We start from the raw sequence: 25,740 nt of genomic DNA, 5'->3' as shown, positions 1-25,740 counted from the left end.
TTCGCGTGATTTGAGTGCGGGAGCGCACGCGAATCTCATACCCAATTCGCATATTTTCGAGGTTTGTTTCGCGAACTGGAGTAGACTGGCGCTGTATTGACCACGCGGTCGATGCGGACAGATCCGATACCGTTGAGTCCGTTTTGCGCCGCATCTGGCGCCCCGCTCGCGCGGTCATGCGTCAGACTTTTCACACCGTCTCTCAGGTTCTGGACGGCCCTCGGAATGCCAGAACCTATTCACGCCAGCGGAAGCTGGCGTCTTTTTGTGCGCGGCGAGAAAAGACACGTTCCGTGGCGCTGTGCCTGGCCCTGTCCCTCGGTCGCCCGCCGTCGAGGACCCGCCGGGACGACGCCGCACCGTCGCATAGGTCGCCATCGCGAGCCCGCACCAGATCAGCCCGTAGCCCGTCAGGTCGACTGTCGTCAGCCGTTCGTGGAAAACCGTGAGCGCAAGGATGAAGGTCACGGTCGGCGTCACATATTGCATCACGGCCGACTCCGTTAGCGAGACGAGCGGCATTGCATACGCGTAAAGCGCGAGCGGGACGACCGTCAACGGGCCAGCGAGCATCATCAGCACCGCCGCGCCCGCGCCGAACGACGTGAACGCGAGCGCATGACTCGACGACAGGAACGCAAAATAGCCGAGCGCGAACGGCATCATCACGACGGTCTCGCGCCAGGTGCTGACGATCGCGTTCTTCGTCGGCCACATCTTGCGGACCAGGCCGAGCAGCGAGAACGTCACGGTGAGCATCACGGCGAATACGGGCACGCCGCCGTGCGCGTAGCACTGCACGACCGTGCCGGCCAGTCCGAGCGCAAGCGCGGCGGCTTTCAGACCGTTAAGTCGCTCGTTCAGAAATACGATGCCCAGCGCCGCCGACAGCAGAGGATTCAGGAAATAGCCGAGACTCGCCTGCAACGCATTGCCCGTCACCGACGCGAGGATATACACGACCCAGTTCGCCGACAGCAGCACGGCCGGCAGCAGCGCGAGCGCGAACGAACGCCAGCCGCCCATCTGCCGCCTCAACGCGGGCCTGAGCCCGATCACCACCGACAGCACCGCGAACGACCAGAACACGCGATGCGCGAGCATCTCCGGCGCGCTCACTTCCTTCAGATGCCAGTAGTACAGCGGCATCAGGCCCCACCAGCACAGCGCCACGAGCAGCGCGGGGTAGCCGGCGCCTTCCTTGTGCTTACGATTGTGTGCGTTCATTCCTGTAGCGCCTCGTCGAGTCGGTCCATCAGACATTCCACTTCGTCCACGCCGAAGATCAGCGGCGGCGACAGGCGCAGCGAAGCCAACGAGCGCGGCGACGCGGAATTCGGCATCGCCAGCACGCCGGCGTCAAACAGCGCCAGCCACACATCGGCGATGTCGATGTCGCACTGCGCGTCAGCCGTGAGACTCAGCGCGAGTCCCTTGCCGTGCAGCGTCAAACGCCCGCCGAAGCGATCGGCGATGCGTCGTTCGATCAGCGCGCCCATCGCCGCCGCGTTATCGACGAGCCGCCCGCTCTCGACGAGATCGAGCACGATCAGCCCGCACTGCATCGCGAGCCGGTTGCCGCCGAACGTCGAGCCCTGCACTTTCGCCTTGCCGGGCGCGCCGAACACGGCGCCGAAGTCGCCGTCGTTCATCAGCACGGCCGACAGCGGCACGAGCCCGCCCGTCAGTCCCTTCGATACGACGATCATGTCGGGCGCCGCTTTCGCCACATCGCTCATGCCGATCGCGTCGATGCCGAACCACGCGCCCGCACGTCCGAGCCCGCAGTACACCTCGTCGGCGATCAGCTTCGTGCCCGTCGAACGGCACAGCGCGGCGAGCCGCGCCGATGTTTTCGCCGTCCAGTGCTGCGCCGCCGACGAGCCCGCCACCGGCTCGAACACGACGGCCGCGATCTTTCGGCTCGCCAGCATGTCTTCGAGCGCGGCGAAGTCGCCGGCGTCGACCTGATGCACGTTGTCCGGCTTCCAGGGCAACGCCTCCGTCCAGAACGGATTGCCCGTCATGAAAGACGCGAACATCGACAGCCCATGAAACGAATCGCGAAACGCGACGACGTCGCTGCGGCCCGTGCTCGTCATCGCGAACTTGACGGCGCTTTCCACGGCTTCGGCGCCCGTGGTTGCGAAGAACACTTTCTGAAACCGTCGGCCGCTTAGCGCAAGCAGCCTGTCGGCGAGCGCAAGTTGAGATTCGGCGCATTCGAACGGAAACACGTTCATCGACGTGCGCTGCAACGCTTCGGTGAAACGCGCGCTCAGCGTCGCATGCGCGTGCCCCAGATTCGCGGTGCCGAAGCCCGCGAGACAATCGAGCAGCACGCGTCCGTCGGACGCTTCGATGTAGCAGCCGTCTCCGCGCGCGTCCGTCATGTCGAGGCCCATCTCGTCGAGAAACGCCTCCCAGTACGGATTGACGGAAGCGAAGCGCGACTGCGCGACGCCCGGCTCGCGATCAGACTTCAAGCGCCCTCCTGCCTTCGTGGAGACCATGAAACCGGAGTTGCGTCTGGCCACCATAGAAGTACGCGACCGATTCGAGTTGCCGCATGTTCACTTCGAGCATGAATAGCGCCGCTTCGAGGCTGTAGCGCTGCTCGGCGGCCGTCACGTGCGGGACGTCGGCGAGAAAGAGCCGCGACAGGCTCGGATGATTCAGCTCGTCGTTCGTTTCGCCGTGCTTCGCGACGATGTCGCCCGCATGCAGCGCGTTTTCGACGAGCGCGGCGATGTGCGCGTGAACGGGGCTGTGCTGGTCGCGCAAGCCCTCCGTGACCATGATCGACGCGAAGAACGCTGTGGGCATCCGATGCGCGAGCACCGTGTACGCATCGATATAGAGCGCCGTCAGCGGCAGCGGCACCGATGCGCGCACATCCGCTTCGTTCATGCCGAGCGCGACGCAAGTGGCAAGCTCGAACGCTTCGTGGCCGTACTCCTCCTGAAAGTACTCGAAAAGCCGCGCGCGCAGATTGCGTTGCACACGCCGCGACAGCAACGGCCCGAGTATCTCGACGAAGCGGTCCGTCACGTGATACTGCTCGATGTACAGCCCTTTCACGAGCGGCGTGATCTCGTTGCACGCGAGCGCTGCCGACGCATACGCGTTGCTGCCCAGTTGATCGAGCGCATTGATCAGCAGCCGCTCCGCGCGCGCCGCGAGCGTGAGGCCGCTGCATGCGTCGTCAAAGCGCGCGGTATCAAAGGACGCGAAGCACGTCATGCGCCGGCCGACGCGCAACGGCGCAAGCTCGACGAAATGCGCGAACGACAGCAGATACGTTTCGAGGTCGACGGGATCGAGCGAAGCGACGCTATGGAAACTCTCCGGCGCCGCATCTTTCTGGCAGCGCGATCGCGCCGTCGCGTGAGCGGGAAACCAGCAGACATGCCGGAACACTTCTCCAAGCACGCGCTGCCACGCGATCAGGAGTTCGGGCGCGTTCCGGCGTGCGTACGCGAGCTGAAAATGAAGGGCTTGCAGCGCGAAGTTATCCGCGAACGGGCCCGCCGGTTTGCCCGTGAACGGAAACGCGCCGGGCGTCGCGTCGCGTTCGTCGTCATTGTCAGCGAGCATCGCGTGAACGATCGCGAGCGTGTTCTTGTACATCGCGAGCCGCCGCTCGACGACAGCGGCGAGACGCTGCCCGACTTCGGCGCACATCGCGATCGCGCGTTCGGCGCCCGACGTCACGCTGTCGATGCCCGAGTCGGTTTCTTCGATCAGCGACAGCGCGTCGAGCTGCACCGTCAGCGCGCGGACCCACGCGGGGCACGCACCGCGATTGAGCTTCGTCCAGACGTCGGAGGAAGGCCGCATCAATTGCGCGACGACATCGGCCACCTCGTCGCGCGCGACGCCTTCGAACGAAAGATCAACGGCATCGTCGCCGACGCCGATCGTCAATACGTCGTCGCCGCTCGCCGCCACTTCGCACGGCACCAGCGCCGGCCGCCTGTATCGATCGATATCCCAGCGTTCCATGACTGTGCTCAGGCGAAGGTGCGCGGCTTCACGACGGGCCGCCTGCCGTAGTAATCGAGAATCTGGTTCTCTTGCAGCACCATCGTTTCGATCGCGAGCATCACGTGCTTTTTCACGGTCAGCTGCTCTTCGGGCGACACAGCGTCGATCCCGGAGAGCAGCGTGAGCGAGATGTCGTCGTGATCGAACTCGTCGTTGATTGACGCGTGACGGGCGATCGGGCGCCAGAAGCCCTCCGGGATGCCCGTCTCGCGGCAATAGTCGGCCAGTTCGACATGAAAGCTCACGCCTGGCTGCTCGAACAGGAACAGCAGCGCCTTGAAGCTCAATGAGTGTTGACGCGCGTACACGCCGAGCGACGCACACAGCGCGAATGTGGCGGGCAGCGGCACCAGGTAGTCCAGGTTGTCGGTGCGAATGGACACGGCATGCAGCGACTGGCGCAGCATCTCATCGTGATTCAGCTCCGACGCGAGAAAGCCTTGCAGCAGCTTCTGCACCTTCACGGGTTCGGCGTGGCCGAGCGCGGGCGCGATCAGGCCCGGCGCTTCGCGGACGATGTAGAAGTATTCGAGCGCATAGCCGATCAGCGCGCTGCGCGGCAGCGTTCTATCGCGCAGGCCCTGATAGAAGCGCGACTTCGATTTGCCCTCGATCGTTTCGGCGGCGAACTTCCGGAGCCGGTGATAGAACTCCTCGCCCGACAGGCACCCTCGCGGCGTCGGAAAAGCGCTCTCCGTGAGCAAGCCGAGCCGGTCGAATTCCTCGATGAGCCCGTCGATTTCGGGTGCGAGATCGGCATGCCGGTGCTTCAGTTCGGCGATCGTCGCGTCGCCCTGCTTCAGCGAATCGGCGAACGCCTGCAATGAGCCCTGCATGTCGGCGACGACGGAGCACGACTGCTCGCGATAGTCGATCGTCAGGCCGTTGTGTTCCTGAATCAGCTGAACGCCGGGACGCAAGCGCGGCGCGGAAAAGAGATCCGATGCGGTCGTGGCCTGCATTACGCCTCCTCGTCGACGTCGAGCTTGCGCAACAGCGTCGGCGACGTCGAATAGTGTTGCCAGATGCCCGTATAGAACTGGTCGTACAGCTCGATGAACAGATGCGTCTGCGCGCGCATGCGCCGCACGTCCGTTTCCGCGATGGCGGGAATGCGCGAGAAAATGTTGCGCGTGAGGCTGCCGTGGCCGCCGTGCAGATTGATATCGGAATGCGCCTTGACGGGCCTGAGCAACGCTGGATCGACGCCGATCCGGTACGCGGCATCGAGAAACGAATCCTGCTTGATGTCCTTCCCTTCGAGAATGCCGAGCGTCGAAAAGAAGAAGAGCGGATCGCTGTGCGCCCAATACGCGAGCGCATTGCACAGCGCCATGGTTTGCGGCAGCGGCACCGTGCGCGCGAGATCTTCGCGCGTGACGCCGAGCGTGGTCAGCGCCTTGAGCAGCAGCTCGTCGTGGCCGTACTCTTCCGCGTAAAACTCGTTCATCGCGAGCCGCACACCCGTATTCGCGACGTACGAAAGAACGGGCGCGTCGAAGTAGCTTTCGCGGAACAGGAAATGGTAGTTCTCGACAATCATCCCGTGGATCACGTTGAGCGGTATGTCGTCGCGCGTGCTCGCCGATGCGCACTTCTCCCAGAACACGTTTGTGTAGAGCGTGCGGTACAGCAGTTCGTTGGCGAGATCTTCGAGTTCGAGCAGCACGTCAAGGCCGCTGCGGGCGAGCGCAGGCTTCACCGCGCGCACCAGTTGCAGTTCCTTCAGCCGGTCGAACACCCTCTGTTCATAAGCCGAATAGCGCGCCAGCACCTCGTCGGTCTTGACGCCCGAGCGCAGCGCGCTGATGAGGGGCGCCGCGTCTTCACCGTCGGCGGACGCGGGAAATTCGTATTGATGCTCGTCGTCTTCGATGACGAGCGAAGGCGACGTGCTGAGACACTTTCCCGCCAGCACGAACGCGTGTGGTTCAAAGATGTCGTCGATCACGACAGCCTCCGTTCGCGGCCGGCACGCGAAGTGCCGGCCCGCTCGTTACAGATGGACGGGAATCAGCACGGGGCGGGCTTTGCGCGGCTTGACCACGACCGTCACTTTTCTGTCGTCCTGTCGGTCCGTTTGCGGCTGTGCCTGGGACGGCTGTTGCGGCTGAACCTGTTGAACCTGCGTTTGCGTCATTTCAATCTCCTTCGGTTGGCTATTTACATTTGCACTACTTAACAAGCTGCCCACTCGAAGTGGACAGTTCTTCGCACCCGGAGCCAGCAATCCAGAGCCATCTCGCGGACAGCATCGCCCGGCTGCGGCGGCAAGACGATGAGCGCAACAGGCTTATAGATGTAGCCCCGTTCGCCGTCGTGGATCCCGACACCAGCGGATTCTTCGTGTCCGTTCCGGTTCAGTCAGACGTGTGCTTATCGGCCCGATGCCGCAGGTCGCGGCAAAGGAATGGCGGCGCAACGCTTGTGGCAATTCGCGCCGCGATCGAATGCGTGCCGGAGTGTCGCACCGAGGCCGCAGACTGAACGCTCGACACACAAAAGGGGCGCTCCCGCAGTGGGGAGCGCGCTCAAAGGTCGATTTCAGACTGGTCGGTCCGGTCGGAGTCTCGTTAGCGGCCGCCGTTCGATGGTTTCTCTCAGGTTCGGGTTCTCTCAGGTTCTGCTGGGCCATGTCGTTTCGCACGGCCTCGGAAGTTTTCTCAATACAGTTCTGCTTTCGTGCGATCACTCAAAGTGTTCGGCCGCATTCACCGGCGGTTTCCGGATTCGGCAAAGGCTAAGCAAGCTATTGATTTAAAGCGCTTTTCAGCTAACAATCTGCGCGAAGAATTTCGTTCGTCGGGCCTATTGTTCCGGTAAACTTCGACGACTGGAATGAACACTTTCGATCAATTTGCGCGAAGTGTTCGGGGAACTCACACGAACACTTGAAACGGGAGGCGAATGAAAATTACCCTCGACGTCGCAACTTCCACCCCGCTCACGGAGCAGATCGTCGGGCAGGTCGAGGCATTGATCCTGTCGCGCGAGTTGCGCGTCGGCATGCGTTTGCCGTCCATCCGCAAGTTCGCGGCCGAGCACAACATCAGCCGCTTTCCCGTCATCGAGGCGTACGACCGGCTCGCCACGCGCGGCCTGCTCCAGCCGAAGCACGGCTCCGGCTATTACGTCGCCGAGCAGTTCGAAAAAGCGCCGCGCGCCACGCGCGGGCTCGACGCGATCCGCGCGACACCCGAATCCGATCAGATCCTGCGCCAGTTCGAGCGGCCCGACGAAGTGCTGAATCTGTCGATCGGCTTCATTCCCGAGGCCTGGCGCGATGTCGAAGGAATCGCTCAGGCGATCCGGCAGGCGTCGCGCACGGACGCGCGCAGCCTGATCGATTACGCGATTCCGCAAGGCGACCCGCAATTGCGTCTGCAGATCGAACAGCGGCTGGCGTTTGTCGGCGTGGCGGCGGAACCGCAGAACATCATGGTGACGAACAGCGCGAGCGAGGCGCTCGATCTCGTCGTGCGAATGCTGCTCAAACCCGGTGACACCGTGTTCGTCGAAGATCCCGGCTACTTCAACCTGTTCGGCCTGCTCAAGCTGCAAGGCATCGAGCTGGTCGGCGTGCCGCGCCTGTCGACCGGGCCGGATGTCGAAGCCGTCGAAGCGCTGTTAAAAGCGCACCGGCCCAAGCTCTTTTTCCTCAACACCGTCTTTCATAATCCGACGGGCACGAACGTCGCGCCGCATGTCGGCTTCAGGCTGCTGCAACTCGCGCAGGAGCACGACTTCATGATCGTCGAAGACGATGTCTACGCGGATTTCCAGACCATTCCGACGCAACGTCTCGCGTCGCTCGACCGGCTGACGCGCGTCGTGTACATCGGTGGATTTTCGAAGAGCCTGTCGTCGTCGCTGAGGCTCGGCTACATCGCGGCCGAAGCGGCGCTCGTCAAGCATTTCGTCGAAGTGAAAGCGCTGACGAGCCTCGGCGGCACGCGTTTCAGCGAGCGCGTGGTGGCCGCGCTGCTCGAGCGCGGCACGTATCGCAAGCATCTGGAGCGGCTGCGCCGGCGCGTGAACGGCGCGATTTCGACGGCGGTGGAACTGCTCGCGAGCGTCGGCTGGCAGGTATTCGACGAGCCTTGCGGCGGCACGCTCGTGTGGGCGCGCGTGCCGGGCGTGCCGAATTCGGATGTGTTCGTCGCCGAGGCAGCCCGCTCTGGCATCACCGTGCAGCCCGGCAGCTACTACCGGCCGCACGGCGAGCCGACACCGTGGGTCCGCTTCAACACCGCGTATCTCGACAACGAACGCGCGATGGGATTTCTGCGCCGCGCGGCGGCGCTGGGCGGATGAACGGACAGGCGAACGTCGGCAGCGGAGAATCGAAGGTGCCAGACCGGCTCAGCCGCCCTGTCGCAGTGCAAGCCGCTGGAGCCGCTCACGCGCTTCGCGCACGGTCTCGAACGTGTCGTCCTCGTCGTTGAAGACGGTGATACGTCCGTGCCCGATGTCGTACACCCAGCCCTGCACGTCGAGGCGCCGTTGCGCGAGCCGTCCCGCGACGGACGGATGCGTTCGCAAATGCATCAGTTGCAGCCGGATGTTCTCCTCGACGAGCGCCTGCACGAGCTGATCGCGGCCCACGTTGCGCGCCTGCACGACGCTGCGCGCGGTCTCCGCATTGCGCAGCCACGCGTTCACGGTCGGCATGTCTTCCGCCGTCATCGGGGCCGTGCCCGCGAGGCCGCGCATCGCGCCGCAATCGCTGTGTCCGCACACGACGATCTGCCGCACGTTCAGCGCGAGCACCGCATATTCGACGACGGCCGACACGCCGCCCAGCATCTCGCCGTAAGCGGGGACGATATTACCGATGTTGCGACACACGAACAGCTCGCCGGGATGCGTCTGCGTAATCATTTCCGGCGACACGCGCGAATCGGCGCACGTGATGAACAGCGTATGCGGCGCCTGCCCTAGCGCAAGGCTCTCAAAGAGCGCCTGGGTGGCGGGAAACACCTGGTCGCTGAACTGCTCGACACCATCGAGCAGATGCAGCAGATCAGAGTTCGCCGGATCGCGAAGGCGCCTCGTGTTGAGCGGATCGTCCGGCATGAAAATGTTCCTCCTTCGCGGTGCGGCTCGGTGATGATTGAACGAGAGTGTACGACGCGTTGGCGTCAGCCGGCGGACAGGTCCGTATCGAGGCAGGCCGGACAACACGGCCGATCGCGATGGGCGATGCCGCAGGGCAAAAATGCAGGCAATGATGCATGCAGAAGCGCACGCGGAGATGCAGGCAGAAGTACAGGCGGAAGCACAGGCAAAAGCGCAAGGCAGAAAAAAAGCCCCGGCCGGACGTGATCGGAGCGGCGCGGGGCTCGACAAAAGCTCGCCTGTTCTCAAGAGGCGATCTCACGTTACCCGCTTCAAAAAACCGGAGCAATCGAAAAAAACCCCGGTCTCCGGGTGCCGGAGACCGGGGGAAGCTCTCTCGCGCGCGAAGGGACCACCGCGCACACGAATCACTTTAGCCGTTCCCGCGCCGCGGATTAATCCGTCACATGGAAACAGTCCTTTCCTGAGCACGCAAACGCGTGCCAGCGCCGCAGGGACGCATGGCCTGCCCTGCTGCTACGTCCATTGCGCCCACTACGTCCGCGTGCGAGGCGGATGCGTGCGCGCCACGCACTCGGCGCAGATGCCCTGCAACGCCAGCGTCCTGCCGACGAAGCGCATCCCGAACTTCTTCGCGATCGCGTTGCGCCGGCGATCGAACGCCGGATCGGAGAATTCCTCGACGCGTCCGCACACGACGCACACGAGATGATCGTGCGCGTTGCCCGTATTCAGCTCGTAGAGGCTGTGGTGCTTGCCGAGCGGCACGCTCGCGACGAGTCCGGCATCGACGAGCTGATTGAGCACGCGGTAGATGGTCGACAGATTCATCCGCTCGCCGCTCGCCGAAATGCGCCGATGAATCTCTTCTGCGCGGTAGTGACCGTGCTTCACATGCTGCAGATAATCGAGCACGGCGGCCTGCGCGGCCGTGCCTGCAAGGCCGGCGCGCTTGAGCGCGTCGAGGAGATGTATCGGGGATGGTGAACGAGGCGGCATGCGCAGCCGTTCTGTATCGATTCGAAGGCGTCGGCTTTCAGCCTATGACATCGACTCGCACATTTCCGGGAATTTAGTTGATTGCGATTCGCATTCGGGAAAGCGCGCGCAGCGCATGCGCGCGGTCCGCTTGATCCGCTGCGCAAACATGCGCAACTCACATCGCGCGAATTGCACAGATTGCACGCCGCCGATCCACAGAGTCAATCAGCGCGAAGAACGCTTGCGCTCGACGCCCTCGCGAGACGGCACGCGATGCTCGGCCGGTCTGAGCGACGGATTCTTGTGCCACGCGTCCCGGCGATTGCGGACGCGGTTGCGAACGAGCTCGGCGGACTGCCACGAAGCGAGCGCGACGCAGCCGAACACGACCTCGCGCATGCGCTTGATGAGCGCAAGCGAAAACGCCGTCTGCTCGTCGACGCCGAACATCCGCGCGAGCAGCACGACGACGGCCTCCTGCACGCCGAGCCCCGACGGCACGAAAAACGCCGCATGGCGCGCGGCTTGCGTGAACGCCTCGACGGCGATCGCACCGCCGATCGAAACGGGATGCCCGAGCATCCACAGCGCGAGATACACCTCGGACGCGCCCAGCACATACCCCGCGAACTGCCACAGAAATGCGCGCAGCAGCAGGCCGGGTTCGCGCAGCAACGCATCGATGGCGGCATCGAGCCGCGCGCCGCCTATGCGCTCGACGCCCCAATGCTCGCTCATCGGCAGACGCGCGGACCATCGCTCGATCGCGTGAAAGAGCCCGCCGCGCCGCAACAGCACGAACACGACGACGGGCAGCGGCAGCGACAGCACGAGTGCCGCGCCGACCGTCACGAGCATCGCGTCGCGCCCCGTCTGCGCGACGATCATCACGAGACCGATTGCCGCGAACACGTATTGGACGGCCATCGTGACCAGCACCTCGACGATCACCGATGCGCCGACGACACTCGCGTCATCCGTGCGCCAGCGCGCGAGCCGCACGCCGACGAACTCGCCGCCGATGCTCGCCACGGGCAACAGCCGGCTGACCGCCTCGCGCACCGTCGCGACCCACCACAGATACGCGAGCGGCGCGCGCTTGCCGAGCAGCAGACGCCACGCCTGCGCATCGAGCAGCAGCGGCAGCGCGTGCAGCGGCACGAGCCACAGCAGCGCAAAGCCTGCCGCACCGATCGCCCGCAGCACGTCGTTCATGCCGCCGTGCAACGCCAGCGCGATCAGCACCGCGATGCCAGCGGGCAAACCCAACCATTTAAGCCACTTCATCACTTCGTCATACATAAGTCCGCTGCGAGAACACGTCGGCGAAACCGCCCGTGATCGCCCCGCTCGCGGCAATTGCGGATGCGACGCGCCCGGACACCAGCGCGTCGAATTCGTCGCTGTGCCGGTACGTCTGCATCGTGGGCGTGATCGCCCCGTCTCCGGCCACAGCCGGATGACCGTAAATCTCTCCGACCCCTTCTGGCAGCCGCGAGAGCGCGGCGAGCAGCGCCGCTTCGTCGAGCCGCCCCGTCTGCGACATGCCGATCACGTAATCATTGTGCGCGATCCCTGCATTATCCAACTGCTTGCGCATGCGAGCCATCCACGGCCTGATCCACGCCGGCGCGCCGGGTTCATACGGCAGACGCATCGCGTTCAACCCGAAGTCGCTGCCGACCTCGATGATCAGCGCGAGCACCGTCGGATGCAGATGAAAGTGCTTGTGCGTGTTCACGTGATCGAGCTTCAGCCCCGTGTGCGCGAACGCCTGGAACTGCGCGCGGATTTCCGCCTTCAACTGACGGCGCACTTCCGGCAGGAGGAAAAAGCGAAAGCCGTCGCGCACCATGCGGTCGCCGAATCGCCCATGCCTGTCGACGAGCGCCGGGATCAGATGCGTCGCGAGCATCGGCACGCCGTCGGCCAGCACGATATGCAGGCCGACGCGCAAGGTCGGATTGCGCTGCGCGCGCCGCACGGCATCGGCGGCGGCGGGCGCCGACACCATCAGGCTCGCCGCCGTGAGCACGCCGGTTTGATGCGCGCGCTCGACGGCTTCGTTGATGCGCGTGTGCAGGCCGAAGTCGTCGGCGGTAACGATCAGTGCGCGTCGGGGCCGGCCCGGCTGCGTCATGCCTCGCGAGCCCGCAGGAAGCGGAAGAACTCGACGCCTTCGCGCAGGCGCCGCTTCATCATGTCCCAGCTCATCAGCATCTCGCGCACGATTTCCCAGATCTTCGACGGCCGGAAATAGAACTGGCGATAGAACTGTTCGAGGTGGTGATAGATATCTTCGCGCGACAGATGCGGATACCCAATCGCAGCAAGCTGCACGCCTTCCTTGCTTACGAGGTTGATGACCTTGTTCTCTTCGAGCCAGCCGTTTTCGACGGCCTGCTGGTACAGCGTCGTGCCGGGATAGGGCGCCGCGAGCGACACCTGGATCGTGTGCGGATTGATCTCCTTCGCGTACTCGATCGTCTTCCTGATCGTCTCTTGCGTCTCGCCCGGCAGGCCGAGAATGAAGGTGCCGTGAATCTTGATGCCGAGCTTGCGGCAATCATCGGAGAAGCGGCGCGCGATGTCGGTGCGCAAGCCCTTCTTGATGTTCAGCAGGATCTGGTCGTCGCCGGACTCATAGCCGACGAGCAGCAGACGCAGACCGTTTTCCTTCATGATCTTCAGCGTCGAATACGGCACGTTCGCCTTCGCGTTGCACGACCACGTGACGCCCAGCTTGCCGAGACCGCGCGCGATCTCTTCGACGCGCGGCTTGAAGTCGGTGAACGTGTCGTCGTCGAACATGATCTCCTTCACTTCGGGCATGTTGTCGCGAATCCACTTCACCTCTTCGAGCACGTTCTCGACGGAGCGCGTGCGATAGCGATGGCCGCCCACCGTCTGCGGCCACAGGCAGAACGTGCAGCGCGAGCGGCAGCCGCGTCCCGTGTAGATCGACACATACGGATGCTTCAGATAGCCGATGAAGTAGTTGTCGATCTTCAGGTCGCGTTGATAGACGGGCGCGACGAACGGCAGCTCGTCCATGTTTTCGAGGATCGGGCGCGCTTCGTTGTGCTCGATCGAACCGTCGGCGGCGCGATAGCTCAGGCCCTTGATCTGCGCGAGCGGCATCCCTTCGGCGAGTTCCTTGCAGGTGAAATCGAATTCTTCGCGGCAGACGAAGTCGATCGCGTCGCTCGCCGTCAGCGAGTTGTGCGGATCGACGGCCACCTTCGCGCCGACCATGCCGACCATCACCTTCGGCGCGCGCGCCTTCAACTGCTCGGCGAAGAGCGCATCCGTCGGGAACGACGGCGTGCTCGTATGAATGACGACGACTTCGTATTCCGCCGCGATCGCCAGCGTCGCTTCCACCGACAGCCCATCGGCGGGCGCATCGAGCACGCGGCTGCCCGGCACGAGCGCGGCCGGCTGGGCGAGCCACGTCGGATACCAGAACGAGCGGATCTCGCGCTTTGCCTGATAACGCGACCCCGCGCCGCCATCGAAACCGTCATACGACGGCGCCTGCAAAAATAACGTCTTCTTCATGTTCGTTTTCCACGAGTTTCAATTGAGCCGAACGCGCCACTGCTGCGGATACAGCGCGTTCAGCGGCCGTCGGATACTTCGAGTGCCTTGACGGGCTCAGGCCGGAACACGGCCGCCCCATTGTCCGTTTCCTCGACGGGCATGCGCACGCCGCGCCACACCACGGTCGAGCCGAACGATCCCGCGAGCCACTGTGCGAACATCAGCGCATCGCGCACGGGCGTCAGCGCGAGATCGCGCCAGAACATGTTTCGCTCGGCGCTCATCATCGCATGCAGGATGACGCGCGCCGAAATTCCCGTTACTGTCGCGACGATCAACGCGATCGACACAGCGGGATGCGCAAGCGCGTCATGCGCGAGGCCCGTCGAATGCACGCCGCCGTGCAGCGCGAATGCGAGCCACGCGCTGCACAACATCCACGGCAGCGTGATCGTCACGAACAGGAACGTGAAGCCCGCGCGGTTCACCGAGCGGATCGTGCGCAGCCAGCGCGTCTCGCGATCCCATAGCGCGGGCAGCGTGCATTCCGTCACATCCGTTTCGACGACGACGGGCGACAGCGCCGTTTGCAAGCCGAGTTCGCGCACGTGTCCGGCGAGCCAGTAGTCGTCGGCGAGCGTGTTTCTCAGACGCTCGAAGCCGCCGATGCGCGCGAGCGTCGCGCGCTTCAACGCGAGCGTCGCGCCGAAGCCGAAGCGCGTCGAACCGAACATATGCGCGACGCGCACGGAAGGCACGAACCATTCGTTGATGAACTGCGCGCCCACGCGCGACCAGAACCCGGCGATGCCCTTCGCGCGATACAGGCACGTGACGATGCCGACTTGCGGATCGTCGAGCGGCGCGCACACGCGCTCCAGATAATCGGCTTCGACGGCGATGTCGCTGTCGGCGATCACGAACACGTCGTGCCGCGCCCATTGGGCCATGTTGATCAGGTTGCTCACTTTCAGATTCGTGCCGTGGATGCGCGGATCGATCACGAGCGAAATCTGGCGTTCGGGATATACGGTCTGCAAGCGATGCACGATCGCGACGGCGGCATCGTCCGCGCGCGATACGCCGCAGATCAGCTCGAAGCACGGATGCGTCTGCTCGCAAAACGTGGCGAGATTCTCGAAGAGCCTGGGCTCGGCACCGCATAGCGGCTTCAGCACGCTCACGGGCGTCGGCGCGACGCGCCTTTCGGCCGCCGCGACTCGCGACATCGAAACGATCGAGGCCACCACCGCGATGACGGCATACACGGCTGCCCCGAGCGCAAGCGCCGTCGGCAGCCAGTAGATGTGCAGCAGGGCGTCCTGCATGATTTCAGTTGCTCCGGCAAACAGAGTTCAGAAGCCGGCTGTCTCGTCGACAGCCGCGCATAAACGGATGACACGCGTCACAGACGCGGTCACCATCCCGTCCGGTTGACGGGAACGTAAGGCATGCCGGTGAAATGCAGATGAAGAATAACCAGTCTGCGCGCCGGACACATGGAGGACACACAAACCGCGTCCTCCTGCGGCCCGACGAAGCGCGCATGACGCCGCCGGACGGCCGCGCGGAACGCGATATGCGCCGCGTGGCGCGTCGCAAGAACGACAGCGAGCAACAAGGTGAACGTAAGCACACGGAACGAAGCCGTCTCGAACATCGACTCCGGAAATTTGCAGAAGAAAAGCAGGCTGACGACTGCCACATCAATGGCCGTCGCAGCAACGGAAGCCGTGACGACATGTGCCCGGATCATCTCTACAGTGGTTTGCTTCATCACACAGCCAGCCCTACATGACGCGCACCGGCCCGCTGTGCCGACTCCCTTGTGTGAAGTTCGCGTGTCGGTGCGCCGAATTCAAACGTGCCCGTAACCCGCCGGACATGGCACCCCCGATGGTAGCGACCCGAGTCTGAAGGGAATATTAAGCCCCTTCGGCGCGGTGGCCGTTTCAGATGGCTTGCGGGATCTTGCTCATGGCTTACGGTTAGCCGCAGCTTAACTGCGCTTAACTGCGGCTTAACTTGCGGGTTTAACTGCTGCAACGATGGGATTTAAGGCAGCATGCGTTGCATCACGTCGTCCTTCAGGACGATCCGATGAAAAAGCGCCCCGCCGACGTGCAGCACAATCAGCGCGAGCAGCACCCAGGCGAGCCATCCGTGCACGTCGCCGAGCGCGTGGCCCGTCTGCGAGCCATTCTGCGTCAGGTCGGGATAGCGGACGGTGCCGAACAGCTTGACCGCCCAGCCGCGCGACGACGCGTTCGCCCAGCCCGCCAGCGGCACCACGACGAGCGTGACGTACAGCAGCGCATGCGTCGCGCGCGAGATGACGCTGAGCGCGGGCGTCAGCTCGGCGGGCGGCGGCTGATGCGTGATGCGCCAGAGAATCCGGCACGCGACGGCCGCGACGATCGCCGCGCCCACGCCGAGATGCCACGCGATCAGCCCGTCGGGCACGGTATCGCGATGCACGTCCGGCATCGTCCAGCCGAGCACGAACTGCGCGGCGATCAACAGCGCCACCAGCCAGTGCAGCAGGCGCGCGACACCATCGTAGGCGCGGCGTTGCGTGAGTGCGTTCAGGTTCATTGTTTACCTCGTCGTGATGGGGCGGCGCCGTTGCCGCAAGCGGTACGGCGCGATGCTAGCGGCTGAATCTGAAGAAATGCTTAAGTCCCGTCGATGCCGCGCTGCCCACGTATACATAAGCCATACGCGATAGACTGTCATCAAACAGACCCAAAACAGATTTGACATCTATGCGCATCCTTCTCGTCGAAGACGACGACCTGATTGGCAGCGGACTCGAAGTCGCGTTGCGTAACGCGGGCTTTACGGTCGATTGGGCGCGCGATGGCCAGCATGCGGAAGTCGCGCTCGCGACCACGCCCTATGTGCTGCTGATCCTCGACCTGGGATTGCCGAAGCTGTCCGGCATGGATCTGCTCAAAGGGCTGCGCCTGCGCGGCAACGACATTCCCGTGCTCGTGCTGACCGCGAGAGACACGGCCGCCGACAAGGTGCGCGGCCTCGACGCCGGCGCCGACGACTACATCGGCAAGCCCTTCGATCTCGCCGAGCTGGTGTCGCGCTGCCGCGCGCTGATCCGCCGCTCGCAGGGCCGCAGCACCGATGTGATCGCGTGGCGCGGCCTGACGGTGGACCCGGTCGCGCAAACGGTCTCGAAGGACGGCGCGCGCGTGCCGCTCACCGCGCGCGAGTGGGCCGTGCTGATCCACCTGCTCACGCACGCGGGCGTGCCGCAGCCGCGCTCGCGGATCGAGGAAAGCTTGTACGGCTGGCACGAGGAAGTCGAGAGCAACGCGATCGAAGTGCATGTGTCGAACCTGCGCAAGAAGCTCGGCGGCGACGTGATCCGCACCGTGCGCGGCTTCGGCTACGTCGTGGACAAAGCATGACGGGAACGCGCTCGACGTCGATCCGCCGCCGGCTGATGTGGCTGATTCTCGTCAGCGTCGGCGCCGTATGGGCGGTGATGTTCGCGTGGAGTTTCACCAACGCGACGCGCGAAGTCGACGAATGGGACGACGCGCGCCTGATCCAGCTCGCGCACCTGCTGATCCAGCTCGATGCGGCCAATCTCGCGAAAGTGGCTGTGACGGGCATCGACGTGCGCAACGAATACACGCGCGCGTCGCCCGCCGTCTACGACGACAGCGATGCGCAGCCGCGCTATGCGCTCTTCGAGATGCGCGATGCGACGGGCCAGCTGATCGTCGAAAGCCCCGGCCTCTTGGCGCTGAAAACGTCCGTCGAGCCGGGCGAGACGGCAGAAGGCGTGCACCGGCTGACGATCGGCGGCCACAGGTGGCTCGCCTACGCGCTGCGCGACAGCGCGACGGGCCGCACGGTGCGCGTGCTCGAGCCGGCCAATATGCGCAGCGATCTGACGACGGGCGTCGCGAGCCGCATCGCGCGTCCGATGGCCATCGCGCTGCCCGTGCTCGCGCTCTTCGTCTGGTTCAGCATCGGGCATAGCTTCAGGCCGCTGTCGACGATCTCGAAGGCGGTGCGCACGCGCGACGCGCGCAACCTCGATCCGATCCACGTCAATCCGTCGCCCGCCGAAGTGAAGCCGCTCGTCGACGCGATCAATCAGCTGCTCGCGCGGCTGCAACACTCGATCATGCGCGAGCGCGCGTTCACGGCCGACGCGGCACACGAACTGAAGACGCCGCTCGCTGCGATCAAGGTCCAGGCGCAAGTGGCGCTCGCCGCGCAGGACGGCGCGCAGCGTCAACAGGCGATGCACCGGGTGGTCCAGGGTGTCGACCGCAGCGCGCGTCTCGCCGAGCAACTGCTGCTGCTCGCGCGGCTCGACGAACGCGAGACGGTCACGACGCTGCCCGTCAAACTGCATGAAGTCGCGGGCGAAGCGATCGCGTTTCGCGCGCCTCATGCCGAGGAAAAGTCGATGGCCATCGTGCTGGCCGGGGACCGCGACGCCGAAGTGTATGCGGACCGCGTGCTCGCGCGCACGCTGATCGACAATCTGCTCGACAACGCGATCAAGTACGGCGATGTCGGCGGGCGCGTGCATATCAGCGTGCTGGCCGATGCGCAAAGCGTCGCGTTGACGGTCTCCGACAACGGACCGGGCGTTTCCGACGAAGAGCGCCTGCGCCTGACCGACCGCTTCTTCCGCGGCTCGGCGGCAACGGCGAGCGGCAATGGCAGCGGACTCGGGCTATCGATCGTCGCGCGCATCGCCACGCATTTCGATGCGCAGATTCATATCGGCTCGGGGATCGGGCGGCGCGGGCTCGCGGTGCAGATTGCGTTTCCGCGCGTACAGCACGCGCGTGCCGGCCAGGTTGTCGAACCGCTCAGGCCATAAACGACGCGAGTCGTGCGGCGCCTGTGCAAGGACACGCGGTGTGGGTGCGTGTGTCGAGCGGAACGCTGAAAAGCCCGGGGATTCAGGCTTCAGGCTTCAGGGAAAAAGCGGCAGCGATATCGGCATGTCGGCGCGCGGCGCTTTTTTTCGCGCGGGCCGGTCGGCTCGCGGCGCGCGCGGCCGGATCGGCGCGCCCGCGCGATCGAGGCAGCGGTACACGCGAGCCAGCGCTGACGAGAAAGCGGCAGGCTGCGCCATCAGGCACGGCAGCGACGCTTCCAGTTCGATGAGCAACGCCGGCAAGGTCGGAGCCGGGGACTGCGTGGTCTTCCGTGGTCGTTTTGTCATGGACGCCTCTCTGGAACGCTGCGGGCACTGTATCACAGCCCGACATGACAGCCCGGCATTGCAGCCCGGCATTGCAGCCCGGCGTTGCAGCGGGCGACACGGCCCGCCAACGCATGCGACCTCGCAGCGCACGCGCGACACGCATGGTCGGCGATCGTCAGCCAGCCTCATCGACAGGCGAATGCAGGAAAGCGCGGCTGCGTCATGCGCGCGCGTCGTCCGTGACGGCGAGCATCGTGCCCCGGCATGCGGACGATCCGCACCGGCATATGTACTGGCGGCGCGTTTCTTCGTCTTGCGGATCGTCGACCGACAAACCATACGAGATCAGCAGTTCTTCGCCGCACTGGATATCGACGGCCGCTTCGATAAAAACGCGTCCGTCGATCTCGACCGCCTCGCAATTGGCCTTGCACGCATGGTTGAGCCAGCGCGCGCTGTTGCCGCCGACGCTGCCGTCGATCACGCGCCCATCCGACAGGCCGAACACGAACGTATGCCCATAATCCCCGCTGCGCTCGATGCGCCGCGCGGCGCGCCGCCATGACGTGACTTCGCCTTTGTATTCGATGATGCGCTCGCCGGCCGTGAGCGCGCACAGCGCGAACACGCCCTTGCCATGAATGGGCGACCGCCTGACTGATAAACGACGCATGGCCTGCTTTCGAAGAGGATTCATCGGCTAAGTATAGGGCGCGAAAAAATCGCGCTGTTATCGATGTGTGTATGTTCGTCCTCTTGCATGCATCGCGAGCGTGCATCGAAACGTGATAACGAAAGCAGCGTTCGGTCAGCCCTGCGAGCGTTCGCGTCTCACCATCGCGAAGCTCACGGGCACCGAGCCGCGCGCGCTGGCCGTGCGCGGCTCGAATGCGCGTGCGTCGAGTGGCATCTCGCGCGCGCGTCCCGTTGCGAGCCGCGCATACAGATCGGGGCGCCTCGCATCGAGCCAGCGATGCCCGGGGCTCGTGCCGATCAACGCCGGGTCGAGGTCCGCGACGATCATATCGTCGCCGCGCGGGTCCTGCCCGTCTTGCGCGATCACCTGGCCGCACGGATCGACGATCGCGGCCGCCCCGCCCTCGCCTGCGTTTTCGTCCGCATCTTCGCCCGCATCTTCGCCTGCTTGAATCCCGTCGCAAGCGCCGTCGCTGTAGACGACGAACATGCCGTTGTCGATCGCGCGCGCCGGCAACGCGCGGCGCATCCATTCGCTGCTCGCGGCGTCGATGGCACCTGTTCGCGCATGCGGCGCGACGAGCAGCCGCGCACCGAGCAGCGCAGCCATCCGCGCGTTTTCCACCAGATAGTTGTCGCCGCCGATCAGGATCGCGAGCCGCCATCCCCAGTGCGTGTCGAACACCGTGAAGCGGTCGCCGCGCGCGAGATGGCGTTCGCCATCCGGCTGCAACTTGCGATGCACGTGCCGCTCGCCGCCCGGCAGGCACACGACATAGCTGCTGAACAGATCCCCGTTCGGCGCGGCTTCGATCAGGCCGACGCCCGCGGCGACGCCCGTGCGCTCGACGGCATCGGCGACGGCGAGCACGGGCGCGCTGTCGATGCCCTGCGCAAGCTCGCGGAGTGCCGTGCGGCGCGTCCTGCGCGCATCCGACGAAGCAGTGTCGCCGATGCCGCCCGTCAGACACGCTTCCGGAAACACCGCGAGTTCGACGCCGTTGCGCGCGGCCCGCTCGATCGCGGCGACGACGCCTGCAACGTTATCGGCCGTCGCGCCACGGCGCGGCTTGAACAGCATCGACGCGACGCGCAGCGTCGTCGTGGGCAGAGAGGACATGATGGACCCGATATGAATCGATAGGAATCGACGAAACGCCTCCATTGGACCCCCGGCGATTCGATACGTAAAATGAATAATTCGATCGAAACGATAACGGTGAAGAATGGAAATCCGGTTGCTGCGCGCGTTCCTGACGGTCGCCAACCTGCGCCATTTCGGCCGCGCCGCGCAGGCGCTGCATCTGAGCCAGCCCGCACTTAGCAAGCAGATCGTCGCGCTCGAGGAAAGCCTCGGCGCGCGGCTCTTCGAGCGTGGCCGTCACGGCGCGGAACTGACGGCCTTCGGCACCGCGTTTCTGCCCGATGCCGAAACGCTCGTGCGCGACGTCGACGACGTGCTCGCCCGCGCGCGCGAAGCGGGCAGCGGCCGGCGCGGCCATCTGCGCATCGGCCTGTGCCTGTCGGCGCTCACGCTTGCGCCGGCCCTGATCGCCGCGTATCGCAGGCTCAATCCCAACATCGGTGTCACGCTGAACGATCTGTCGTCGGCGGAGCAGGCGCGGCGCATGTTCGCCGGCAAGCTCGACGTGGGCTTTGTCCGCCTGCCCGCAAGCGCGGGACTGTCGGCGTTTCCCGTCGTCGACGAATCCCTTGCGCTGGCCGTGCCGCCGCACGCAACGTGGAAGCGCGTGCCCGCGAACCTGGAAGAACTCAATGAACTCGGCTTCATTGCGCTCGCGCGCAGCCGAGGCCCGGGGCTGTCGGGCATGATCGACGCATGGTGCGCGGAGCGCGGCTTCGTGCCGCGCGTGATCCAGCACGCGGACGATATCCAGTCGGTGCTGGCCGCCGTTGCAGCGGGTGTCGGCACGGCGTTCGTGCCTTCGCGCGCGGAGCATCTGCTGCGCGACGCGCGCGTGTTGCGGCTGAAGGATGCGTCCGCGCAATGGCGCGTCGGACTTGCATGGCAGACGGAGCGCGACGATCCCGTCGTGACGCGCTTCGTCGATTATGTGCGCGCGTCGATCAAGCGCGCCGGGTAAGGTCGCCAAAGCGTCAACGAAGTGCCCCACGAAGCGCACACGAAGTCCCTACGACGTGCCCACCAAGCGCCCCCGAAGCACCTTCGACCGTTCGAAGCGCGCCTTAGAAAGAAGTGGCACTTCAGAGCGTGAGCCGCGCTTCGAGGCCGCCGCTTTCGCGATTGCGCAGCGTCAGCGTCGCGCCCATCGACTGCGCGAGTTGCTTCGCAATCGCGAGCCCGAGACCCGTGCCGCCCGTCTCGCGATTGCGCGACGTCTCGACGCGATAGAACGGCTGGAACACCGCGTCGAGCTGCGACTGCGGAATGCCGGGGCCGCGATCGAGCACGGCGATTGACATGTGCCGCGCGCGCGTCGTGCCGGCGCTCACTGCGGCGCTCATTTCGACGGTCACTTCGTCGCCGCCCGAGTACTTCAGCGCGTTGTCGATCAGATTGCCGAGAATGCGGCGCAGCGCCTGCGGCCGCGTCGTCACCGGCTCGCCAACGCGCCCCGTCAGCGACACGCGGTCGCCCGCATCCGCATAGTCGCTGACGATGCTCTCGATCAGCGCATCGGGGTCGATGCGGCAGGGCTTTTCGTCGGCGCCATGCAGCGTTCGCGCATACGCGACGCCTTCGCGCACGAGCAGCTCCATCTCCTTCAGATCCTTTTGCAGACGCGCGCGCTCCGCTTCGTCGTCGAGCAGATCGGCGCGCAGGCGCATGCGCGTGATGGGCGTTTGCAGATCGTGTGAAACGGCCGCGAGAATCTGCAGACGCTCGCGCATATAGATGCCGATGCGCGCCTGCATCGCGTTGAATGCCTTCGATGCGCGCGCGACTTCTTCCGGCCCGTTCTCCGGCAGCGCGGCGGGCGCGAGATCGGGGCCGAGCGTGTCGGCCGCCTGCGCGAGACGTTCGAGCGGCCGCGTCGCGAGACGCACCGCGAGCCACGCGCAGCCGCCGAGCAGCGCCAGTTGCGCGACGAGCACGAGCGGCAGCCACGGCGACAGCGGCGTGCCATGCACGGGATGCATGTCGATCGTGAGCGGCGAGCCGTCGCTCAGGGTCATATGCACTTCGAGATGCTCGCGCTCGCCCGGCACCGCATTGGCCGTCACGTTGTAGCGCGCGCCAATGTCCTTCGCGATCGATGCGCCGATCTGCTGGGACAGCGCCGCATCCGGCGGCATGCCGCTCGTGCCCGGACCGAGCACGAAGCGATAGCTGCGCCGCGCGAGCTTAGGCAGCCATTCGACGCGCTCGGCGGGCGTCAGCCGGTCGAGCAGCGCGACGGAGCTGGTCACTTCCTGGCCGATGTAGCCGACCATCACATGCGTCATCGACTCGTTGCGCTCGGTCATCGTCAGCCAGAACGACAGCGTCTGCGCGGCGATCAGGCCCGCGAAGAAGATCAGCGACAGGCGCACGAACAGCGTGCGCGGCGGCCACAGACCGCGCAGGCGGCCCACTGCATGGTTCATCAGACGCTGTCCTCCGGCGTGACGAGCGACGAGAACACATAGCCCTCGTTGCGCAGCGTCTTGATGTAGCGCGGCTCGCGCGCGTCGTCGCGCAGACGCTGGCGCACGCGGCTCACGAGCAGATCGATCGAGCGGTCGAACGGTTCCGTCTGCCGCCCTTGCGTGAGCGTCAATAGCTGGTCGCGCGTCAGCACGCGTTGCGGATGATCGAGGAACACGCGCAGCAGCCGGTACTCGGCGCCGCTCAGCGCGACCATCGTCCCTTCGCTGTCGATCAGATTGCGGCCGATCGTATCGAGCCGCCAGTCGCCGAAGCACAGAAAGTGCGAGGTGCCCGGCTGTTCGTTGCCGGGCGGCATCATGCGCGCGCGGCGCAGGATCGCGCGGATGCGGGCGAGCAGTTCGCGCACGGCGAAGGGTTTCGCGAGGTAATCGTCGGCGCCCATTTCGAGGCCGACGACGCGGTCGGTCTCTTCGCTCAGCGCCGTCAGCATCAGAATGGGCACTGTCTGGAACTCGCCCGCGCGCAACTCGCGGCACAGGTCGAGACCGCTTTCGCCCTGCAGCATCAGGTCGAGCACGATCAGGTCCGGCCGCTCGCCGGCGAGCGCGGCGCGCATCTGCCGGCCGCCCGAAGCGAGCGTCGCGCGCACGCCGTTCTTGTTGAGATAGGTGCCGACCAGTTCGCGGATGTCGCGGTCGTCGTCGACGATCAGAACATGATCCGTTTTTTCCACACAAGGCTCCTTAGCCCGCCGTATTCCCCGTTATTATGCGTCGTCGACCACCGACAGGCTCGCGCCGTCCGATACGGACGCTTCGAGCGCATATGGGTCGACGCCGTCCAGACAGCCCAGGTTCACGCGCCACAGGTTCGGGTCCTTGCGCGTCTGATGAAAAGGATAGATGCCGCAGTGCTTGCAGAAGTAGTGCTTCGCGACGTGCGTGTTGAACTGGTAAAGCGTGAGGCTGTCCTCGCCCGACAGGATGCGCAGCGCGCTTGTGGAAAAGAACGGCGACATCAGCGCGCCCTTGCGCCGGCACAGACTGCAGTTGCAGCGCGTGGCGGGCGTGACGGGCGTTTCGACTTCGAAGGTGACGGCGCCGCAGTGACACGAGCCGTGATGAAGGTTGGACGTCATGGCATTGCTCCTGATTGCGATGCCGACTTTATACCGTAACGTCTTCCCTGCTTTGTGTCCCAATGTATCTGGCGGGTACGGCGATACAAAATGGGCGGGTGGCGGGTTTGGCGGCAATGCCTCGACTCATCTTGCCGAAACGGCGAACCGTTCCGCCCGAGACACATTGCATGCCATCGCGGAATGGCTCCAACGGTTCAACGCGCCCGGTTCAACGTACCCGGTTCAACGCACGCTTACCCCCGGCACTGATCCTTGTCACCGGGCGCAGTCGCGGCATTCAGATCGAAGTCCGCCTCCTGTAGCCCTTTGGGGCTCGTCGCGACCCAATGCAAAGCCGACGGCGAGCGCACGAGCCCGATGCTGCCCGTATAGGTCCATTTGATCGGCGACGGCTGCGTGCCCGCGAGTTCGATCGACGAAGGCGTGAGCTTCAGATGCAGCAGCCGTCCGTCCTGCGACGGCGTGAACGCGCGCGCGCCGATCACGGCGATGCCCGCCTCGCGCACCGATGCCGGCATGCAGCCGAGCGTCGCCGTCGTCTGGCCGTTCGCATCGATGAGCTGCGCGAAACCTCTATCCTTGTCGTCGGTGGCGACGACGACGAAGCGGTCGATGGACGGCACCCAGGCCGCCGCGTACGTGTAGTATTGCAAGCGCTCCGCGATCACATGCGGCTCGCTGAGCGCGCCCGTCGCGGGATCGAGCGTCGCCACCTTGAGCCGCGCGTAGGTCTCGCCGCTCACGTATTGCTGCCACACGAGCAGCGCGCGCGTCGGCGAGCCGGCGATCATCGGCCACCATTCGCGCACGCGCGGCGCGACGTCGATAGCCTGCAACAGCGCGCCGTCGGCATCGTAGGTCTTCACATAGACGCCGTCGCCCGTGCCGAGATTGTCGACGCCGCCGCCGTCGATCCAGTTGTTCGAATAGAACACGACGAACCGCGAGCCGACGCCCGCGACATGCCCCGAGTGCCCGCCCGACAGCACATCGTTCGGATACGGCTTCACCCCCTTAAGGTCCGACGTGTAGACGCCATAGCGCTGGCTCACCTGATTCGGCGTGTTCCAGCCGTCCTCGAACGACACCATCACGCGGCCCGTGTCGTTCTGCGCAACCGACACGGGTTCCTGCGCTTCAGCCCGGCTGATGAAGATGCGCGGCCGCTCGAGCGTGGCCTGCTGCGGCGTCCAGCGCGCGACGTAGACATCGTGTGTCCAGTTGCGGTCGCGGCCCGCGCCGCGCGGCGGCAGGCCCGAGCTGCTGAAGAACACCGTCGTCACGCCGCGCTCGTCCGTCGTCGCGCCGATGCCGTGCATGTAAGCGCGCAAGTCGCCCGTCGGCACGCGGGCGCTCGACGCGCTCGCGGCCTTCGTTCCCGCCTTCGCACTCGCATGTGGTCCGGCCTTGGCACCCGCCGCGTGCGCGGCAGGAACGACGCTGCATGCGGACACCACGGCGAGCATTGCAAACGTCGTCCGCATG

The 25,740-nt window shown here is 65.1% G+C and carries 25 protein-coding genes; 5 read left to right on the top strand and 20 right to left on the bottom strand.

The window, feature by feature from the left end; genetic code table 11:
- Positions 1-174: 174 nt before the first annotated feature.
- The 6 genes from rarD to VSR68_RS20550 are packed head-to-tail and all read right to left on the bottom strand — an operon-like array spanning position 175 to position 6,187.
- Positions 175-1,227 (bottom strand): EamA family transporter RarD, encoded by a 1,053-nt coding sequence (gene rarD / locus VSR68_RS20575; RefSeq protein WP_342941608.1) that lies wholly within the window; start codon positions 1,225-1,227, stop codon positions 175-177.
- Complete coding sequence (locus VSR68_RS20570) at positions 1,224-2,486, bottom strand: aminotransferase class III-fold pyridoxal phosphate-dependent enzyme (RefSeq protein ID WP_342941607.1); 1,263 nt, start codon at positions 2,484-2,486, stop codon at positions 1,224-1,226. Before VSR68_RS20570 ends, rarD begins: the two co-directional genes overlap by 4 nt.
- The gene (locus tag VSR68_RS20565; RefSeq protein WP_342941606.1) at positions 2,476-4,005 is read right to left on the bottom strand and encodes an iron-containing redox enzyme family protein; all 1,530 of its coding nucleotides are present in this window, start codon (positions 4,003-4,005) and stop codon (positions 2,476-2,478) included. Before VSR68_RS20565 ends, VSR68_RS20570 begins: the two co-directional genes overlap by 11 nt.
- 8 nt (positions 4,006-4,013) lie before the next feature.
- Positions 4,014-5,009 carry an iron-containing redox enzyme family protein gene (locus VSR68_RS20560; RefSeq protein ID WP_342941605.1) on the bottom strand — a complete coding sequence of 332 codons (996 nt, stop codon included), beginning with the start codon at positions 5,007-5,009 and terminating at the stop codon, positions 4,014-4,016.
- Positions 5,009-5,998, bottom strand: coding sequence for an iron-containing redox enzyme family protein (locus tag VSR68_RS20555; protein WP_342941604.1), 990 nt, complete (start codon positions 5,996-5,998; stop codon positions 5,009-5,011). Before VSR68_RS20555 ends, VSR68_RS20560 begins: the two co-directional genes overlap by 1 nt.
- A 45-nt stretch (positions 5,999-6,043) precedes the next feature.
- Positions 6,044-6,187 carry a hypothetical protein gene (locus VSR68_RS20550; RefSeq protein ID WP_342941603.1) on the bottom strand — a complete coding sequence of 48 codons (144 nt, stop codon included), beginning with the start codon at positions 6,185-6,187 and terminating at the stop codon, positions 6,044-6,046.
- 767 nt (positions 6,188-6,954) lie between these two features.
- Here VSR68_RS20550 and VSR68_RS20545 point away from each other — a divergent pair.
- Complete coding sequence (locus VSR68_RS20545) at positions 6,955-8,361, top strand: PLP-dependent aminotransferase family protein (protein WP_342941602.1); 1,407 nt, start codon at positions 6,955-6,957, stop codon at positions 8,359-8,361.
- A gap of 48 nt (positions 8,362-8,409) precedes the next feature.
- On the opposite strand, the gene VSR68_RS20540 is transcribed toward VSR68_RS20545, so the two are convergent.
- From VSR68_RS20540 to hpnI, 6 genes are all read right to left on the bottom strand, one after another.
- The gene (locus VSR68_RS20540) at positions 8,410-9,123 is read right to left on the bottom strand and encodes a carbonic anhydrase (RefSeq protein ID WP_342941601.1); all 714 of its coding nucleotides are present in this window, start codon (positions 9,121-9,123) and stop codon (positions 8,410-8,412) included.
- 537 nt (positions 9,124-9,660) lie between these two features.
- Positions 9,661-10,125, bottom strand: coding sequence for a Fur family transcriptional regulator (locus VSR68_RS20535; RefSeq protein WP_342941600.1), 465 nt, complete (start codon positions 10,123-10,125; stop codon positions 9,661-9,663).
- Between the two features lie 207 nt (positions 10,126-10,332).
- Complete coding sequence (locus tag VSR68_RS20530) at positions 10,333-11,397, bottom strand: lysylphosphatidylglycerol synthase domain-containing protein (RefSeq protein ID WP_342941784.1); 1,065 nt, start codon at positions 11,395-11,397, stop codon at positions 10,333-10,335.
- A gap of 4 nt (positions 11,398-11,401) precedes the next feature.
- A complete protein-coding gene (hpnK, locus tag VSR68_RS20525; protein ID WP_342941599.1) occupies positions 11,402-12,247 on the bottom strand; it encodes a hopanoid biosynthesis-associated protein HpnK in 846 nt (281 codons plus the stop codon).
- Positions 12,244-13,668, bottom strand: coding sequence for a hopanoid biosynthesis associated radical SAM protein HpnJ (gene hpnJ / locus VSR68_RS20520; protein WP_342941598.1), 1,425 nt, complete (start codon positions 13,666-13,668; stop codon positions 12,244-12,246). The genes hpnK and hpnJ overlap by 4 nt, the downstream gene beginning before the upstream one ends.
- Before the next feature lie 59 nt (positions 13,669-13,727).
- Positions 13,728-14,978: a bacteriohopanetetrol glucosamine biosynthesis glycosyltransferase HpnI gene (gene hpnI, locus VSR68_RS20515; RefSeq protein ID WP_342941597.1), complete on the bottom strand. Its 1,251-nt coding sequence runs from the start codon at positions 14,976-14,978 to the stop codon at positions 13,728-13,730.
- Between the two features lie 140 nt (positions 14,979-15,118).
- On the opposite strand from hpnI, the gene VSR68_RS20510 reads away from it, so the two are divergent.
- Positions 15,119-15,448 (top strand): hypothetical protein, encoded by a 330-nt coding sequence (locus VSR68_RS20510; protein ID WP_342941596.1) that lies wholly within the window; start codon positions 15,119-15,121, stop codon positions 15,446-15,448.
- A gap of 257 nt (positions 15,449-15,705) precedes the next feature.
- On the opposite strand, the gene VSR68_RS20505 is transcribed toward VSR68_RS20510, so the two are convergent.
- Positions 15,706-16,245 carry a cytochrome b gene (locus VSR68_RS20505; RefSeq protein ID WP_342941595.1) on the bottom strand — a complete coding sequence of 180 codons (540 nt, stop codon included), beginning with the start codon at positions 16,243-16,245 and terminating at the stop codon, positions 15,706-15,708.
- A gap of 170 nt (positions 16,246-16,415) precedes the next feature.
- On the opposite strand from VSR68_RS20505, the gene VSR68_RS20500 reads away from it, so the two are divergent.
- On the top strand, positions 16,416-17,075 hold the full coding sequence (locus VSR68_RS20500) for a response regulator transcription factor (RefSeq protein WP_342934466.1): 660 nt from the start codon (positions 16,416-16,418) through the stop codon (positions 17,073-17,075).
- Entirely contained in the window at positions 17,072-18,514 is a 1,443-nt protein-coding gene (locus tag VSR68_RS20495; protein WP_342941594.1) for an ATP-binding protein, read from the top strand. The genes VSR68_RS20500 and VSR68_RS20495 overlap by 4 nt, the downstream gene beginning before the upstream one ends.
- Positions 18,515-18,610: 96 nt before the next feature.
- On the opposite strand, the gene VSR68_RS20490 is transcribed toward VSR68_RS20495, so the two are convergent.
- The 3 genes from VSR68_RS20490 to VSR68_RS20480 form a co-directional block, all read right to left on the bottom strand.
- Positions 18,611-18,862 (bottom strand): hypothetical protein, encoded by a 252-nt coding sequence (locus VSR68_RS20490; protein ID WP_342941593.1) that lies wholly within the window; start codon positions 18,860-18,862, stop codon positions 18,611-18,613.
- A gap of 202 nt (positions 18,863-19,064) precedes the next feature.
- Complete coding sequence (locus VSR68_RS20485; RefSeq protein WP_342941592.1) at positions 19,065-19,517, bottom strand: SET domain-containing protein; 453 nt, start codon at positions 19,515-19,517, stop codon at positions 19,065-19,067.
- A gap of 135 nt (positions 19,518-19,652) precedes the next feature.
- Positions 19,653-20,660 carry a nitrilase-related carbon-nitrogen hydrolase gene (locus tag VSR68_RS20480; protein WP_342941591.1) on the bottom strand — a complete coding sequence of 336 codons (1,008 nt, stop codon included), beginning with the start codon at positions 20,658-20,660 and terminating at the stop codon, positions 19,653-19,655.
- A gap of 106 nt (positions 20,661-20,766) precedes the next feature.
- On the opposite strand from VSR68_RS20480, the gene VSR68_RS20475 reads away from it, so the two are divergent.
- Positions 20,767-21,645 carry a LysR family transcriptional regulator gene (locus VSR68_RS20475; RefSeq protein ID WP_342941590.1) on the top strand — a complete coding sequence of 293 codons (879 nt, stop codon included), beginning with the start codon at positions 20,767-20,769 and terminating at the stop codon, positions 21,643-21,645.
- Positions 21,646-21,766: 121 nt separating this feature from the next.
- Here VSR68_RS20475 and VSR68_RS20470 read toward each other — a convergent pair whose 3' ends face one another.
- The 4 genes from VSR68_RS20470 to VSR68_RS20455 form a co-directional block, all read right to left on the bottom strand.
- The gene (locus tag VSR68_RS20470; RefSeq protein ID WP_342941589.1) at positions 21,767-23,110 is read right to left on the bottom strand and encodes an ATP-binding protein; all 1,344 of its coding nucleotides are present in this window, start codon (positions 23,108-23,110) and stop codon (positions 21,767-21,769) included.
- Complete coding sequence (locus tag VSR68_RS20465) at positions 23,110-23,847, bottom strand: response regulator (RefSeq protein WP_342941588.1); 738 nt, start codon at positions 23,845-23,847, stop codon at positions 23,110-23,112. The genes VSR68_RS20470 and VSR68_RS20465 overlap by 1 nt, the downstream gene beginning before the upstream one ends.
- A gap of 33 nt (positions 23,848-23,880) precedes the next feature.
- Positions 23,881-24,252, bottom strand: coding sequence for a GFA family protein (locus VSR68_RS20460; RefSeq protein ID WP_342941587.1), 372 nt, complete (start codon positions 24,250-24,252; stop codon positions 23,881-23,883).
- Positions 24,253-24,488: 236 nt separating this feature from the next.
- Entirely contained in the window at positions 24,489-25,739 is a 1,251-nt protein-coding gene (locus VSR68_RS20455; protein ID WP_342941586.1) for a hypothetical protein, read from the bottom strand.
- Position 25,740 lies beyond the last annotated feature (1 nt).

It is taken from the genome of Paraburkholderia phymatum, from assembly GCF_038900715.1.
Lineage (GTDB): Bacteria > Pseudomonadota > Gammaproteobacteria > Burkholderiales > Burkholderiaceae > Paraburkholderia > Paraburkholderia phymatum_A.
The sequence above is the reverse complement of the archived record's forward strand: the minus strand, read 5'-3'. Positions and strand labels throughout refer to the sequence as shown.